This is a genomic window from Rahnella sp. Larv3_ips, assembly GCF_003697865.1.
Classification (GTDB): domain Bacteria; phylum Pseudomonadota; class Gammaproteobacteria; order Enterobacterales; family Enterobacteriaceae; genus Rahnella; species Rahnella rivi.
The window spans coordinates 361,510-376,577 of sequence record NZ_MJIB01000004.1 but is presented as its reverse complement, the minus strand read 5'-3'; the positions used below and the strand labels follow the sequence as shown (position 1 = coordinate 376,577).

14 protein-coding genes and 1 other annotated feature are annotated in these 15,068 nt (G+C 53.9%); of the genes, 8 read left to right on the top strand and 6 right to left on the bottom strand.

All coding sequences use genetic code 11. The features are described 5' to 3' along the window. Positions 1 to 21: 21 nt before the first annotated feature. From cheA to ED901_RS04120, 6 genes are all read right to left on the bottom strand, one after another. Positions 22 to 2,040: a chemotaxis protein CheA gene (gene cheA / locus ED901_RS04145; RefSeq protein ID WP_122094967.1), complete on the bottom strand. Its 2,019-nt coding sequence runs from the start codon at positions 2,038 to 2,040 to the stop codon at positions 22 to 24. A gap of 4 nt (positions 2,041 to 2,044) precedes the next feature. After that, a complete protein-coding gene (gene motB / locus ED901_RS04140) occupies positions 2,045 to 3,199 on the bottom strand; it encodes a flagellar motor protein MotB (RefSeq protein WP_122094965.1) in 1,155 nt (384 codons plus the stop codon). Then, positions 3,196 to 4,086 (bottom strand): flagellar motor stator protein MotA, encoded by an 891-nt coding sequence (gene motA, locus ED901_RS04135; protein WP_056769595.1) that lies wholly within the window; start codon positions 4,084 to 4,086, stop codon positions 3,196 to 3,198. The genes motB and motA overlap by 4 nt, the downstream gene beginning before the upstream one ends. Positions 4,087 to 4,268: 182 nt before the next feature. Beyond that, positions 4,269 to 4,877: a flagellar transcriptional regulator FlhC gene (flhC, locus tag ED901_RS04130; RefSeq protein ID WP_056769593.1), complete on the bottom strand. Its 609-nt coding sequence runs from the start codon at positions 4,875 to 4,877 to the stop codon at positions 4,269 to 4,271. Between the two features lie 22 nt (positions 4,878 to 4,899). Then, positions 4,900 to 5,244: a flagellar transcriptional regulator FlhD gene (gene flhD, locus ED901_RS04125; RefSeq protein ID WP_056769592.1), complete on the bottom strand. Its 345-nt coding sequence runs from the start codon at positions 5,242 to 5,244 to the stop codon at positions 4,900 to 4,902. Between the two features lie 1,277 nt (positions 5,245 to 6,521). After that, positions 6,522 to 7,346 (bottom strand): SDR family oxidoreductase, encoded by an 825-nt coding sequence (locus ED901_RS04120; protein ID WP_122094963.1) that lies wholly within the window; start codon positions 7,344 to 7,346, stop codon positions 6,522 to 6,524. Positions 7,347 to 7,673: 327 nt separating this feature from the next. Further along, positions 7,674 to 7,795, top strand: a sequence feature (His leader region). A gap of 95 nt (positions 7,796 to 7,890) precedes the next feature. Here ED901_RS04120 and hisG point away from each other — a divergent pair. From hisG to hisIE, 8 genes are read left to right on the top strand one after another with little or no spacing between them, the layout of a single operon-like run. Further along, entirely contained in the window at positions 7,891 to 8,790 is a 900-nt protein-coding gene (gene hisG, locus ED901_RS04115) for an ATP phosphoribosyltransferase (protein WP_056769589.1), read from the top strand. Positions 8,791 to 8,794: 4 nt separating this feature from the next. Further along, positions 8,795 to 10,111, top strand: coding sequence for a histidinol dehydrogenase (gene hisD, locus ED901_RS04110; RefSeq protein ID WP_056769587.1), 1,317 nt, complete (start codon positions 8,795 to 8,797; stop codon positions 10,109 to 10,111). Continuing rightward, entirely contained in the window at positions 10,108 to 11,235 is a 1,128-nt protein-coding gene (gene hisC, locus ED901_RS04105; RefSeq protein WP_122094961.1) for a histidinol-phosphate transaminase, read from the top strand. The genes hisD and hisC overlap by 4 nt, the downstream gene beginning before the upstream one ends. Positions 11,236 to 11,249: 14 nt before the next feature. Then, on the top strand, positions 11,250 to 12,314 hold the full coding sequence (gene hisB / locus ED901_RS04100; RefSeq protein ID WP_371414295.1) for a bifunctional histidinol-phosphatase/imidazoleglycerol-phosphate dehydratase HisB: 1,065 nt from the start codon (positions 11,250 to 11,252) through the stop codon (positions 12,312 to 12,314). Beyond that, positions 12,314 to 12,904 (top strand): imidazole glycerol phosphate synthase subunit HisH, encoded by a 591-nt coding sequence (gene hisH / locus ED901_RS04095; RefSeq protein ID WP_122094960.1) that lies wholly within the window; start codon positions 12,314 to 12,316, stop codon positions 12,902 to 12,904. Before hisB ends, hisH begins: the two co-directional genes overlap by 1 nt. 5 nt (positions 12,905 to 12,909) lie before the next feature. Continuing rightward, positions 12,910 to 13,647: a 1-(5-phosphoribosyl)-5-[(5-phosphoribosylamino)methylideneamino]imidazole-4-carboxamide isomerase gene (gene hisA, locus ED901_RS04090; protein ID WP_122094958.1), complete on the top strand. Its 738-nt coding sequence runs from the start codon at positions 12,910 to 12,912 to the stop codon at positions 13,645 to 13,647. Beyond that, positions 13,629 to 14,402 (top strand): imidazole glycerol phosphate synthase subunit HisF, encoded by a 774-nt coding sequence (hisF, locus tag ED901_RS04085; protein ID WP_056769579.1) that lies wholly within the window; start codon positions 13,629 to 13,631, stop codon positions 14,400 to 14,402. The genes hisA and hisF overlap by 19 nt, the downstream gene beginning before the upstream one ends. 23 nt (positions 14,403 to 14,425) lie before the next feature. After that, on the top strand, positions 14,426 to 15,040 hold the full coding sequence (gene hisIE / locus ED901_RS04080; protein ID WP_122095611.1) for a bifunctional phosphoribosyl-AMP cyclohydrolase/phosphoribosyl-ATP diphosphatase HisIE: 615 nt from the start codon (positions 14,426 to 14,428) through the stop codon (positions 15,038 to 15,040). Positions 15,041 to 15,068: the final 28 nt, after the last annotated feature.

Sequence of the window (15,068 nt, the reverse complement as noted above, 5' to 3'; positions counted from 1 at the left end):
ATGCTTTTATTGTTAATCACATCAGGCGGCAGATGCGCCAGTTGCACGCTTGTCACGGTTCAGTGCCTGCAATGCAGACACATCAACAATCAGCGCCACGCTGCCGTCACCCAAAATAGTGGCGGCGGAAATGCCCGGCACTTTGCGATAGTTGCTTTCCAGATTCTTCACCACCACCTGATGCTGACCGATCAGTTGATCAACCAGTAAGGCGTAGCGGCGGCCTGCACTTTGCAGGATCACGACAATGCCCTGAGTGGCTTCAGTTTTCGCGCCTTCAACGTCAAACACGTTGTAGAGCTCGACCAGCGGCAGATATTCTCCGCGCACCTGCAGAACGCGCTCGCCACCGGCCAGCGGGTGCAAATCTTCCGCCAGCGGTTGCAGCGATTCCATCACCGCATTCAGTGGCAGAATGAAGACTTCTTTCCCCACTTTCACCGACATGCCGTCGAGGATCGCCAGCGTCAGTGGCAGCAGGATACGGATGGTGGTGCCTTTGCCTTGCTGGGAATGGATTTCAACGTGACCGCCCATTTCCTGAATATTTCGCTTCACCACGTCCATGCCTACGCCACGGCCTGAGACGTCGGTGACTTTTTCCGCCGTCGAGAAGCCCGGTGCGAAGATCAGCATGCCGACATCTTCGTCACTCATGCTTTCGCTGACGTTCATGCCTTGCGACAGGGCTTTCGCCAGAATACGTTCGCGGTTCAGACCGGCACCGTCATCCACCACTTCGATGCAGATGTTGCCGCCCTGATGCTCCGCAGACAGCGTCAGGTTGCCGGTTGGCGGTTTGCCGTTGGCAACACGCGTTTCCGGCGTTTCGACACCGTGATCGAGGCTGTTGCGCACCAGGTGCGTCAGCGGATCGATAATGCGTTCGATCAGGCTCTTATCCAGTTCGGTAGAGCTGCCGAGCAGGGTCAGTTCGATTTGCTTATTCAGTTTGCTCGCCAGATCACGCACCAGACGCGGGAAGCGGCTGAAAACGTATTCCATCGGCATCATACGAATCGACATCACCGATTCCTGCAAATCACGGGCGTTACGCTCAAGCTGCCCCATGCTGTTGAGCAGGTCGCTGTGCGCCACCGGATCCAGCAGATCGGAACGCTGCGCCAGCATCGACTGGGTGATCACCAGTTCGCCGACCAGGTTGATCAGCTGATCCACTTTCTCGACTGCCACACGGATGCTGGTCGATTCCGGCGCTTTTGGCGCGCGGGCTTTCGGCGGTTCGCTGCTGGGTACCGCCGTCAGGACCGGAGCGGGACGCGCCACAACAGCGGTTGCTGCCGGTTCTGCTACCGCCACCGCTGCCGATGCCGCAACGGCAACCGGTGTGGCCGGAACAGAAGCCTGGGTGAAGCTGATTTGTTCGGGTTCGAGCACGAAACACAGTACCGCGATGATATCGTCTTCGGTCACCGTGGTGACAAGCGTGGCTTCCACGCTGTCTTCGGTCTGTACCGGATCGACGATGTCGCCCAGATTCCCCAGCTCTTCCAGCATCACCGGCACTTCCTGCGGCTTCAGACCGGACAGGCGAACGCGCATCCCGCCTTTGCCCGCCGCAGGGGCTGCCGTTTGTGCAGGTTCGTCAGTGACGACGTGGAGATCCGCTGCCGGCTCCCGCGCTTGCTGCGCGTCGAGCGCCAATTGTCTCAGTGCCGCACAGATGTATTCAAAACTGTCTGCATCGGGATCCCGGGAAGATTTATAGGCGTCCAGTTGCTCCTGCATAATGTCTTTCGTTTCCAAAAACAGGTTGATGATGTCGGTGCTCAGGCTCATTTCTGCGCGTCGCGCACCGTCGAGCAGGTTTTCCAGTAAATGGGTGGTTTCCTGCAGAACCGTAAAGCCAAAGGTCGCTGCTCCGCCTTTAATTGAGTGCGCTGCGCGGAAAATCGCGTTGAGCTGCTCAACGTCGGGCGCTTGCGGATCAAGCAACAACAGGTGTTGCTCCATGTCCGCCAGCAGCTCGTCGGCTTCATCAAAAAACGTCTGATAAAAATCAGTTATATCCATGCTCACGTGATCACCTCTGCTGTGAATCGCGGCTTGTTGATGTGGTCGCAGGTGCCGGACCTGCGGCAGCAGCCGGAGCTGTCGTCGCAGGTTGAGCGTCTGCCGATGTGGTCACAGGCACCTGCGTCTCAATCCTGGTTGCAGGGACTTCTACTACGGTTGGTGCTGATAATTCTGGTGCGGCAACGGCCGGTGCCGGGCTCTGGGTCGGTGCCACGGAAGCTTGCGGTGCCTGAACTTTCGGTGCCAGCGCAGGTGCGGTACTGCGGCCAGGTACTTGTCTTTGCAGCTCGCCCGCGTCACTGATCGTAATCGCTTCGCCCTCGCTGTTTTCCCGCTCAATGGCTTCCTCAGCATGTCTGTTGAGGACCAAAATGCTGATGCGACGGTTGATCGCATCGCCTGCCGGGTGATTTTTGAGTTGCATGGTTGACCCCATGCCCATCACCCGCAGAACTTTTCCTTCGCTCAGGCCGCCGACAATCATTTCACGGCGCGACGCATTGGCGCGGTCGGTGGACAATTCCCAGTTGCTGTAGCCACGTTCACCCTGGGCATACGGCATATCATCGGTATGGCCCGCCAGGCTTATCTTGTTAGGGAAATCATCCAGTACCGGGCCAATCGCCCGCAAAATATCGCGCATGTACGGCTCGACGATGGCGCTGCCGAGCTGAAACATCGGGCGATTCTTGCTGTCGATAATCTGAATGCGTAAACCCTGTTCGGTCAGATTAATCATCAGATGCGGGCGCAAATCTTTTAAACGCGGATCCGATGCCAGCATCGCTTCCAGTTTGTCCTGCAACTTCATCAGATCGCCGGTTTCACGCAGTTCACGGGCATCGCCCTGTGACTGGATCATCTTATGCACTTCGCCGTCCTGCATGGTCGGGTCTGCCCCGCCGCCAGGGATCGGACTGGTGGCATCGCTGCTGCGCGGTCCGCCGGTAATGGCCACCGCCAGCGGCGTACGGAAGTATTCGGCAATCTGTACCAATTCTTTAGGGCTGGAGATCGAAATCAGCCACATCACCAGGAAGAAGGCCATCATCGCTGTCATAAAGTCAGCGTAAGCAATCTTCCATGAACCGCCGTGATGCCCGCCGCCGTGCTTACTCTTTTTCTTACGTACAACAACGATGGGATGGCTCTGATGCTTCATACTTTTTCTTCTTCAGTTTGTTGCTGGTTAGGCGATTTAACCTGACGAACGTGCTCCTCCAGTTCGATAAACGAAGGACGTTCTGAGGTGTAGAGCGTCTTACGGCCAAACTCGACAGCGATCTGCGGGGCATAACCGTTGAGGCTCGACAGCAATGTCACTTTGATGCATTGCATCATTTTGGTGTTTTCAGCACTTTTCTGACGTAACACGCTGGCCAGTGGTGAAATAAACCCGTACGCCAGCAAGATGCCGAGGAAGGTACCGACCATCGCATGGGCAATCAGCGCCCCCAGCTCTGCGGCCGGACGGTCGGCGGCGGCGAGGGTATGAACAATCCCCATCACCGCAGCAACGATCCCGAATGCCGGAAGTGAATCCCCGACCAGCGCCAGACTGTTGGCCGGCACTTCGCTTTCGTGTTCGTAGGTTTCGATCTCTTCATCCATCAGCGCTTCGATTTCAAACGCGTTCATATTGCCGCTGACCATCAGACGTAAGTAGTCAGTCAGATATTCCACTAAATGTTTATCGGCAAGGATGCGCGGATAATTAGCAAAAATGTCGCTTTCAGCGGGATTGTCGATGTCATTTTCCAGCGACAGCATCCCCTGTTGGCGCGACTTGGCTAACAAGCGGTAAAGCAAGGCCATCAAATCCATATACAACGCTTTGTTGTATTTAGACGCGCGGAACAGCTGCGGCAGCGCGCGCAAGGTGGATTTAATCGCTTTACCGTTGTTACCGACAAAGAAGGCACCGATACCGGCACCGCCGATGATCAGCAATTCTGCTGGTTGGTATAACGCGCCCAGTTCCCCGCCGACGAGCATGAAACCGCCAAACACTGAGCCCAGCACCACGATGTAACCTATTATCACTAGCACGATGAATCCTTAATTCGATGTGGTTTTAGGGCGAGGAAAAGCGCACCGCCATGAGCCTGCCGTTTTCTATGCAACCCGGATGATTTGCATAAAAAAAGTGCCAGACAAAGGCTGAGAGATGAGGGGGAAAATAGGGAGCGGTGTTACCACCGCCCGGGCATTCTTACTGCGACCCTGACATCTCAGACTGCGCGCTTGACCTTTTCGTCCAGCTCTTGAGATGTTATATCGGCAACCTGCGGGGAAAGTTTACGTTTTTTTACTGCGCGGGATGGGGGTTGGCAGAGACTGCAAACAAACCCGTGACGGGGCTGGTGTGCATGGGTAATAAATGATCCGTCACAGCAGTTACAGGCAGAAAGCTGCAACATACCGCTGTCCACGAACCGGACCAGCGTCCAGGCGCGGGTCAACGCTAAAATCGGCGCTTCTCCCGGCTGTTCAGGACACTGCTCAAGATACAAACGATAGGCGCTGATCACCGCTTCGACACCATTACAATGCCCGCTCTTCATCAGAAAAGAGTACGCGTTATAAAACATCGAAGAGTGAATGTTTTGTTCCCAGGTCATGAACCAGTCTGTCGAGAATGGCAGCATGCCTTTCGGTGGCGGGCTGCCACGTAATTCTTTGTACAGTTTAATCAGACGGCCACGGCTTAACTGCGTCTCGCTTTCCAGCATCTGCAATCTTGCGCCCAAAGAAATCAGCTCCATGGCGAGCTGAATATCGCGGGCTTCCTGAACAATACTTTTTTCTGCCGGTTTGGCTGGCGTCTCTTTGATTAGCATGTTGCGCCCTTAATAGACATGGCTACGCCCTTTTCTTCATGGCGCCGCTGTCTCTCGCCGCCAGACCTTTAAGCAGGTGGCTCGACAGCAGGATACCGGTGTGGATTTGTTGCAAATCATCTACACGGGATTCCTGGGTCAGGCGTTCGATGGTCTTACTGTCATCAAAGCGGAACTGACAAAGAAGCTGATTCGTTTCAGCTAATTTAACCATTTGTGGCAACGTAAGTTGGCCTAAGGCGTCTGCCATAACGTCGTCAATCCCCAGCCGGAACATCGCGGAGGCTTTCTCGTCATTAATCAAACGCTGTGCCAAAAGTAAATATGACAGGTTGATATCATATATGTGCTTAAGCAATTCGGACATGCTGTTCTACCCCATTACCGATGCCACATTTTTAATGTGGCTGATTGATAGACATATTCCATGCAGCAAGAGTTTTACCCGGCCTGTCAGGGAGTATTTTTTCACTATCAAAACAATTAGTTCATTGGCTGATTAATAAATCTCACGATGACAAATGGATTTATCCCGCGGTATTTACTTCACCGCCAATACAAGTTTGTTCCTGATGTAAACTAAATTAAGTGTGACAATTGCAATGCTAAGTAATCTTCAAACATATCAGTTTTGTTGTACTGGCAGGGTCCGTTGCTGTGATGGCATCTCATTCAGTGAAACGCTTTTACATACATTATTAGGAATAATCTTACTACGACGCAACTCTACCCCTGTTCCCTTTATACATACAATCTAACTGATCACAAATTTTGAATAAAATGTGACGCACATCACACTTTAGAAATTTATTTTATCCTAAAAAGCGCACTTTATCGTAAAAATTTGCGCAGTTTTAACGCAAAAGTAAAAAAGCATCTAAAAACCCTTCCCCAGACTGCCTTTTTTCGCCTTTTTGAGATCAATTTGTACAAAGACCAGCTAAAGCCAAATGATAAGAACATTCACTGATTAAGCATAGCTTGTGCAGTGAAATGTGCTGGTAATTTCCGATAGTGTGATCAATGTGCTATCGCGTTAAAACCCAGTAATTACGCGGTTTGCAGAGGAAGTGTGTTGCGGGATTTTGGTTAAATTTGATTCAAAAGGTTTTGAAAACGTGAACAACTACACGATTTGAAAAGTAAAAAGACAATGAGTGTAAGGGAATGTGTTCAGGGACGGGAAGTCATCCGGTCAGCAGACCAGATTGATAAGCAGATATGATGAAAAGAGGACAATGTCCCGTGCTTCTCTATCGGCAACTCTTCACGAAAACTTTAGTGATTGGGCTTAAAAAAGTGGTTTATTCCGGACAATCGCAAATAAAAAGAGAGTGATTAGGAATATTATTACCTAATCAGCAGCCTGCTCCTCGTAAACCTGCTAACAGAGCATAAAGAACATCTTTCATTACTCCATGAGCATGGGGATTTAATTAACCAGCGAAATAAAGGGTTATTCGCGGGGTTTTATAAATAAAGAAAGCACTGCTTTAACAAAAAACAGGGTTTTGGAGGCGGGAGACTTTCATTCAAAAGCAAAAACGAGGAGGCGGGAGTTAAGGTTCACAAATAAAACCTGCCGCAAAATCCGGCAGGTCATCACATATTATTATTACCCTCAGGGTAATGAAGGATTATCGATTAAAAAGGCATCGTCCGTGGATCGGGATACTGATACTCGAACCCCAGCTCCTTGCAGATACGCTCACCGTCGACGATTTTTCCTTTGGTTGCTGAAGTTTCTTCAGCAAACGTCGGCGCCTCAAGCCCCATCTGGCGGGCCAGCGCCGGGTAAAACTCGGCTTTTGCCGGATGTTTAAGGGCGCACAGATTATAGGTGTGCCCACCCTTTGGCAGACTGAGCAATAAGGTGATGGCGGCGACAACGTCATCCTGATGCACCAGGTTGACGCCATTCTGCCCCCCCTTCACGTCCGTTTTGCCTGCCATGAAGCGCCCCGGATGACGATCGCCCCCCACCAGACCGGCCAGCCGTAACACATCCACCGAGGTATGCGGCAGGCTGTGCAACCAGCTTTCTAATTCTTTCAGCACTTTTCCACTGGAGGTCACCGGCTCAAGGGCGGAACCTTCGCGCACGATGTCGTCCCTTTCACCGTAAACAGACGTGGAACTGGTGAAGATGATGCGTTTTACGTTGTGCGCCAGCGCGCTGTCTGTCAACTGCTGCACGGCCTGGAAGTAAAGCTCGCTGCCTTCGACGGTTCTGCGTGCCGGTAAGGTGATGATCAGCGCATCAACGTTCAGCAGTTTATCCAAATCTTCCGCTTCGCATTCCATCTCCGGGGTGAACACTAACGGATAGCAGTCAATGCCGACCATTCTGGCGGCATCTACACCGTCAGGCGTGGTTTTGCTGCCCACTACGTCGTAGCCTCTGCCCGCCAGCGCCATCGCCAGAGGCATTCCCAGCCAGCCCAATCCAATAATAGAAACCTTTTTCATCTGTTACTCCCTCTGCTCGGTGGCCGATGGTCACCACTGCGCCATCAGCCGTTCGCGTTCTCGCTTCTCTTTATACTAGCCTTTCTCTCCTTATAGATGCGTAAGCTTTTCCAGGAGACTGTGAACAGATCATTCATTTTTTCGATGAAACAGCCCATGAAGATAAGAAAAACTCATCATCCGAAAAAAAGGTTGCGCACTTGCCGCCCGATAGTTTAGTTTTATTGGCAACCGAATTTGATTTGTGTGGCGCAGACTTCGTTATGAATAACGCCGCACCGAATGAACACTCAGAGAGACTGACATGACAAACGTTCTGATTAACCACCATCATCACCATCACCCTGACTAGTCTTGCAGGCGATTGGTGCTGGAAGACTGTCTAGATCTTCCAGTGGAGCAGAACGCAGAGAAAGCCCCCGGAAGAACACTTCCGGGGGCTTTTTTTTTGGCCTAACGAATTGAAGTAAAAGCATTTGTACAAAACTCTGCACACAACATTTACCAAAACATTAAAACTGAAAACAAAGAAATTGAGGTCATCATGCTGGATAAAACACGTTTACGGATAGCAATGCAGAAATCGGGTCGCCTGAGCGATGAGTCACGCGAATTGCTGGCACGCTGCGGGATTAAAATCAATCTGCAGGAACAACGCCTGATCGCCTTCGCAGAAAACATGCCGATCGACATTCTGCGTGTCCGTGATGACGACATTCCGGGGCTGGTAATGGACGGTGTGGTTGATCTGGGCATCATCGGTGAGAACGTGCTGGAAGAAGAGTTGCTGGCACGCCGTGCTCAGGGCGAAGATCCGCGTTATTTCACGCTGCGTCGCCTGGACTTCGGCGGTTGCCGTCTGTCGCTCGCGACCCCGCTTGACGCAGAATACACCGGCCCGCAAAGCCTGCAAAACTCCCGCATCGCCACCTCGTATCCGCACCTGCTCAAGCAATATCTCGACAAACAGGGCGTCGATTTCAAATCCTGTCTGCTGAACGGTTCTGTTGAAGTCGCGCCACGCGCCGGTCTTTCTGATGCAATTTGCGATCTGGTTTCCACCGGCGCCACGCTTGAAGCCAACGGCCTGCGCGAAGTGGAAGTGATTTACCGATCTAAAGCCTGTCTGATCCAGCGCGACGGCGAAATGCCGGAAGCCAAGCAGCAACTCATCGACAAAATGATGACCCGTATTCAGGGCGTCATTCAGGCCCGTGAATCCAAGTACATTATGCTGCACGCGCCAAGTGAGCGTCTGGACGAAATCGTTGCCCTGCTGCCAGGCGCTGAACGCCCGACCATTCTGCCGCTGGCCGGCGATCAGCAACGTGTGGCGATGCACATGGTCAGCAGCGAAACGCTGTTCTGGGAAACCATGGAAAAACTGAAAGCGCTGGGCGCCAGCTCAATTCTGGTTCTGCCAATCGAAAAAATGATGGAGTAATGCCATGCAGCCTAACGCGTTCACTACCCCGATTGACTGGCAGCAATGCGACGAACAACAGCGTCGCGATTTACTGACCCGTCCGGCGATTTCGGCATCCGACCGTATTACCGAATCTGTCAGCGAAATCCTGCGCCGCGTGCGCAGTGAAGGCGACAGTGCGTTGCGCGAGTTTTGCGCCCGCTTTGATAAAACTGAAGTGCAAGAGCTGCGCGTCACTGCGGCACAAATCGAGGCAGCATCCGCGCGTTTAGGCGATGACGTTAAACAGGCAATGGCGCACGCCGTTCGCAATATCGATACGTTCCACCAGGCGCAAAAGCTGTCCATTGTGGACATCGAAACTCAGCCGGGCGTGCGTTGCCAGCAACTGACCCGCCCGATCCAGTCTGTAGGTTTGTACATTCCGGGCGGATCTGCGCCGCTGGTATCCACGGTATTGATGTTAGCGACGCCCGCGCGGATTGCCGGATGCCAGAAAGTGGTGTTGTGCTCGCCGCCACCTGTGGCTGACGAAATTCTTTATGCCGCGAAGCTCTGCGGCGTGGAAGAGGTGTATCAGCTCGGCGGCGCACAGGCGATTGCCGCTCTGGCATTTGGCACAGAAAGCGTGCCACGCGTGGCGAAAATCTTCGGGCCGGGCAATGCCTATGTGACCGAAGCCAAACGTCAGGTCAGCCAGAGTCTGGACGGCGCGGCAATTGATATGCCAGCCGGGCCTTCCGAAGTGCTGGTGATTGCCGACAGCGGCGCGACACCTGACTTTGTCGCCTCTGATTTACTTTCTCAGGCAGAACACGGCCCGGATTCACAGGTCATTTTGCTGACGCCGGACGTTAACATGGCGCAGGCCGTTGGCGAAGCCGTTGAGCGCCAGCTGCAAACGCTGTCCCGCAGCGAGATTGCCCGTCAGGCACTGGCCAGCAGCCGTCTGATTGTCGCGAAAGACATCGCCCAGTGTATTGAAATCAGCAACGCCTACGGCCCGGAACACTTGATTCTGCAAACCCGTGAACCGGAACAGCTGGTTGACAGCATCACCAGCGCAGGTTCGGTGTTCCTCGGCGACTGGTCACCGGAATCGGCGGGCGATTACGCTTCCGGCACCAACCACGTTCTGCCAACTTACGGATACACCGCCACCTGTTCCAGCCTCGGTCTGGCGGATTTCCAGAAACGGATGACCGTTCAGCAGTTAACGCCGGAAGGTTTACTCGGTCTGGCGACCACCATCGAAACCCTGGCGCAGGCGGAGCAACTGACTGCACATAAAAATGCTGTGACACTGCGGGTCAATGCCCTGAAGGAGAAAGGATTATGAGCGATGAAAACACGCTGAGCATTCAGTCTCTGGCACGCCAGAACGTGCGCGAACTGACACCCTATCAGTCCGCCCGACGTCTCGGCGGTAACGGCGATGTCTGGCTTAACGCCAACGAATACGCCATTGCACCGCAGTTCGAACTTACCGCGCAGACCTTCAACCGGTATCCGGAGTGTCAGCCTGCGCTGGTGATCAACCGCTATGCGGCTTACGCCGGTGTTGATCCGGAACAGGTGCTGGTCAGCCGTGGCGCTGACGAAGGCATTGAGCTTTTGATCCGCGCATTCTGTGAGCCGGGCAAAGATGCCATCCTTTATTGTCCGCCAACTTATGGCATGTACAGCGTCAGCGCGGAGACGATTGGCGTGGAAGGCCGTACCGTTGCGGCAAAAGCTGACTGGTCTTTGGATCTTCCGGCAATTGAAGCTGCTCTTGACGGCGTAAAGCTGGTTTATATCTGTAGCCCGAATAACCCGACCGGCAATGTTATCAGCCCGGATGAACTTCGCACTGTATTAGACCTGACCCGTGGCCGCGCCATTGTGGCAATTGATGAAGCCTATATTGAGTTTTGCCCGCAGGCGACAGTCACCGGCTGGTTGCAGGAATATCCGCACCTCGCGGTTTTACGCACGCTTTCCAAAGCCTTTGCACTTGCCGGTCTGCGCTGCGGATTTACGATTGCCAACAGCGAACTGATTGCCTTATTAATGAAAGTGATCGCGCCCTATCCGTTATCTACGCCGGTGGCAGATATCGCGGCACAGGCGCTGAGCCCGGAAGGGCTGGCGATTATGCGTCAGCGCGTGACCGAAGTGACCCAAAATCGCGAATGGTTGCTGGCAGAGCTGAGAAAATGCGATTGCGTTGAACAGGTCTTCACCAGTGAGACGAACTATGTTCTCGCGCGTTTTACCGCATCAAGCGCAGTATTTAAAAACCTCTGGGATCAGGGCATTATCTTACGTGACCAGAACAAGCAACCGGGGCTTTCCGGCTGCTTACGTATCACTATCGGTACACGGCAGGAACTGCAGCGCGTCATTGATGCCTTGCAACCGCTACCGGGCGCCAATGCCCCTCTTATTCAACAGAACAGCCCCCGCAAGGAGCACATGTGAGCCAGAGTCCTTTATTGCAAAAAACGCTCTTCATCGACCGTGACGGCACCCTGATTTCAGAGCCGCCAGAAGATTTCCAGGTCGATCGTCTGGACAAACTGGCACTGGAACCGGGTGTGATCCCTGCCCTGCTGGCACTGCAAACCGCGGGATTTAAACTGGTGATGATCACCAATCAGGACGGGCTGGGTACCGACAGTTTCCCGCAGGAAACCTTCGATCCACCGCATGACCTGATGATGCAAATCCTGACCTCTCAGGGCATCGTTTTTGATGAGGTGCTGATTTGCCCTCACCTTCCGGCCGATCACTGCGACTGCCGTAAACCTAAAACCAAACTGGTGCAGGGCTACCTTGAAAGCGGGCTGCTCGATACGGCCAACAGTTATGTGATCGGCGATCGTGACACCGATATCCAGCTGGCGGCCAATATGGGCATCGCCGGGCTGCGTTATCAGCGCGACACCCTGAACTGGGCGGCCATCGCCGATCAGCTCACCAAACGCGACCGCCACGCCAGGGTGAACCGCGTGACCCGCGAAACGGCGATTGATGTGGATGTCTGGCTGGATCGCGAAGGCGAAAGCAAAATCCGCACCGGCGTAGGCTTTTTTGATCACATGTTGGATCAGATCGCCACGCACGGCGGTTTCCGTATGAACATCGAAGTGAAAGGCGATTTGTATATCGACGATCACCACACCGTGGAAGACACCGCTCTGGCGCTGGGCGAGGCCCTGAACAAAGCCCTCGGCGACAAGCGCGGGATTGGACGTTTCGGATTCGTGCTGCCAATGGATGAATGTCTGGCACGCTGCGCGCTGGATATCTCCGGGCGTCCGCACCTCGAATACAAAGCCGAGTTTAATTATCAGCGCGTCGGCGACCTGAGCACCGAAATGGTCGAGCACTTCTTCCGTTCACTGTCCTACGCTATGGCCTGTACCCTGCATCTGCGTACCAAAGGTAAAAACGATCATCACCGCGTCGAGAGCCTGTTCAAAGCCTTTGGCCGCACACTGCGCCAGGCAATTCGCGTTGATGGCAACACCCTGCCGAGTTCCAAAGGAGTGCTGTGATGAATGTCGTTATCCTTGATACCGGCTGTGCCAACCTCTCTTCGGTGAAATATGCGGTTCAGCGGCTGGGCTACGAGCCTACGGTGAGCCGGGAAGCCGAGATCGTGTTGCAGGCTGATAAGCTTTTTTTACCCGGCGTCGGGACTGCGCAGGCCGCGATGCAACAGCTGGAAGAACGTTCGTTAATCGAACTGATCAAAGCCTGTACCCAGCCTGTTCTCGGGATCTGTCTGGGTATGCAGTTGCTGGCATCCTCGAGTGAGGAAAACGGCGGGGTTGATACTCTCGGTATCATTGAAACGCCGGTGCAGCGCATGCCAGATCTCGGGCTGCCTCTTCCGCACATGGGCTGGAACCAGGTTATCGCCAACGCCGACAGCCATTTATTCCGCGGCATTGATGAAAATGCTTACTTCTATTTCGTCCACGGATTTGCCATGCCGGTATGCGAAAACACAGTCGCTCAGACACTTTACGGCGAGCCCTTCAGCGCCGCCGTTCAAAAAGACAACTTCTTCGGCGTGCAGTTTCATCCCGAGCGGTCCGGTGCCGCGGGCGCGAAGTTGCTGAAAAACTTTCTGGAGATGTAAACAGCATGATTATTCCCGCTTTGGATTTGATCGAAGGCAGTGTGGTGCGTTTGCATCAGGGCGATTACGGTCAGCAACGTGACTACGGCAACGATCCGCTGCCGCGATTGCAGGATTATCAGCAGCAGGGTGCGCAGGTTTTACACCTTGTCGATTTAACCGGCGCAAAAGACCCGTCGGCACGACAGATCCCGCTGCTGACGACATTACTGGCCGGTGTGTCCGTGCCGGTGCAGGTCGGCGGTGGCATCCGCAATGAGCAGGACGTCGAAGCGTTGCTGAATGCCGGTGCCACACGCGTGGTCGTCGGCTCAACGGCGGTCAAAGATCCGGCTACGGTTCAGGGCTGGTTCAGCCGTTTCGGCGCTGATGCGCTGGTGCTGGCGCTGGATGTTCGCATCGACAGCAACGGCACCAAAAACGTCGCCATCAGCGGCTGGCAGGAAAACTCAAACGCCACCCTGGAGCACATCGTCGAACAGTATTTGCCCTTTGGGCTGAAACATGTGCTGTGCACGGATATCTCCCGCGACGGTACACTGGCCGGTTCCAACGTCGAGCTTTATCGCGAAGTGACTGCACGCTATCCGCAGGTTGCATTTCAGGCCTCCGGCGGCATCGGCTCGCTGGATGATATTGCAGCTTTACGTGACAGCGGCGTTGAAGGCGTGATTGTCGGGCGCGCATTGCTCGACGGTAAATTTAATGTGACGGAGGCAATCTCATGCTGGCAAAACGGATAATCCCCTGCCTCGACGTAAAAGACGGTCAGGTAGTGAAAGGCGTGCAGTTCCGTAATCACGAAATCATTGGCGATATCGTGCCGCTGGCGCAGCGTTATGCCCAGGAAGGCGCGGACGAGCTGGTGTTCTACGACATCACCGCATCCAGTGACGGGCGCGTCGTGGATAAAAGCTGGGTGTCACGCGTGGCAGAAGTGATCGATATTCCATTCTGCGTGGCTGGCGGCATTAAAAGCCTCGAAGATGCAGGACGTATTTTGCAGTTCGGAGCGGACAAAATCTCCATCAACTCCCCTGCTCTGGCCGACCCGACGTTGATCAGCCGTCTCGCCGACCGTTATGGTGTACAGTGCATCGTGGTGGGCATCGATACCTGGCACGACGCAGCGACCGGAACCTATCAGGTTCATCAGTTCACCGGTGATGAAGCGCGCACCAAAATCACTACCTGGCAAACCATCGACTGGGTGAAGGAAGTTCAGGAGCGTGGTGCGGGTGAAATTGTGCTGAACATGATGAATCAGGACGGCGTGCGTAACGGCTACGATCTGGAGCAGTTGAAGATGATCCGCGAAGTGTGTCACGTTCCGCTGATCGCCTCCGGTGGCGCGGGCACCATGCCGCACTTCCTCGATGCCTTTACAGAAGCACGCGTCGATGGCGCACTGGCAGCCTCAGTGTTCCACAAACAAATCATTAATATTGGCGAGCTGAAAAGCTTCTTGGCCGAAAATGGCGTGGAGATCCGCTTGTGAGTAATCAGGATGTAAAAACCGGTCTGCTGACCGGAGAACAAATCAGCCAGCTCGACTGGGAAAAAGTGGATAACCTGATGCCGGCTATCATCCAGCATGCCGTGTCGGGTGAAGTGCTGATGCTTGGTTATATGAATCAGGAAGCGCTGAGCGTTACACAGTCTTCCGGCAAAGTGACTTTTTATTCCCGCACGAAAGAACGTCTGTGGACCAAAGGGGAGACATCAGAAAACTATCTGAATGTTGTCAGCATCACCCCGGATTGCGACAACGACACCCTGCTGGTTCTGGCAAATCCCGTCGGCCCGACCTGCCACAAAGGCAATAACAGCTGCTTCCATCCGGCAGAAACCGACTGGGCATTCCTCTATCAGCTGGAAGAGTTGCTCGCCTCACGCAAAACAGCCGACCCGGACAGCTCTTACACCGCGAAACTTTACGCCAGCGGCACCAAGCGTATTGCACAGAAAGTCGGTGAAGAAGGCGTCGAAGTTGCGCTGGCGGCAACGGTCAACGATCGCTTTGAACTGAAAAATGAAGCATCGGATCTGGTTTATCATCTGCTGGTCTTACTGCAGGATCAGGATCTGAACCTCAGTGCTGTGATTGAGAATTTACGTCAGCGCCATAAGAAGTAACGCTGGATTTCGGACACAAAAAGCCGCC

Bases quoted from the DNA above. Each gene is read 5' to 3' on its own strand.
- motB (WP_122094965.1), bottom strand. From the start codon at position 3,199: ATGAAGCATCAGAGCCATCCCATCGTTGTTGTACGTAAGAAAAAGAGT.
- flhC (WP_056769593.1), bottom strand. From the start codon at position 4,877: ATGCTAATCAAAGAGACGCCAGCCAAACCGGCAGAAAAAAGTATTGTT.
- flhD (WP_056769592.1), bottom strand. From the start codon at position 5,244: ATGTCCGAATTGCTTAAGCACATATATGATATCAACCTGTCATATTTA.
- ED901_RS04120 (WP_122094963.1), bottom strand. From the start codon at position 7,346: ATGAAAAAGGTTTCTATTATTGGATTGGGCTGGCTGGGAATGCCTCTG.
- hisG (WP_056769589.1), top strand. From the start codon at position 7,891: ATGCTGGATAAAACACGTTTACGGATAGCAATGCAGAAATCGGGTCGC.
- hisD (WP_056769587.1), top strand. From the start codon at position 8,795: ATGCAGCCTAACGCGTTCACTACCCCGATTGACTGGCAGCAATGCGAC.
- hisC (WP_122094961.1), top strand. From the start codon at position 10,108: ATGAGCGATGAAAACACGCTGAGCATTCAGTCTCTGGCACGCCAGAAC.
- hisH (WP_122094960.1), top strand. From the start codon at position 12,314: ATGAATGTCGTTATCCTTGATACCGGCTGTGCCAACCTCTCTTCGGTG.
- hisA (WP_122094958.1), top strand. From the start codon at position 12,910: ATGATTATTCCCGCTTTGGATTTGATCGAAGGCAGTGTGGTGCGTTTG.
- hisF (WP_056769579.1), top strand. From the start codon at position 13,629: ATGCTGGCAAAACGGATAATCCCCTGCCTCGACGTAAAAGACGGTCAG.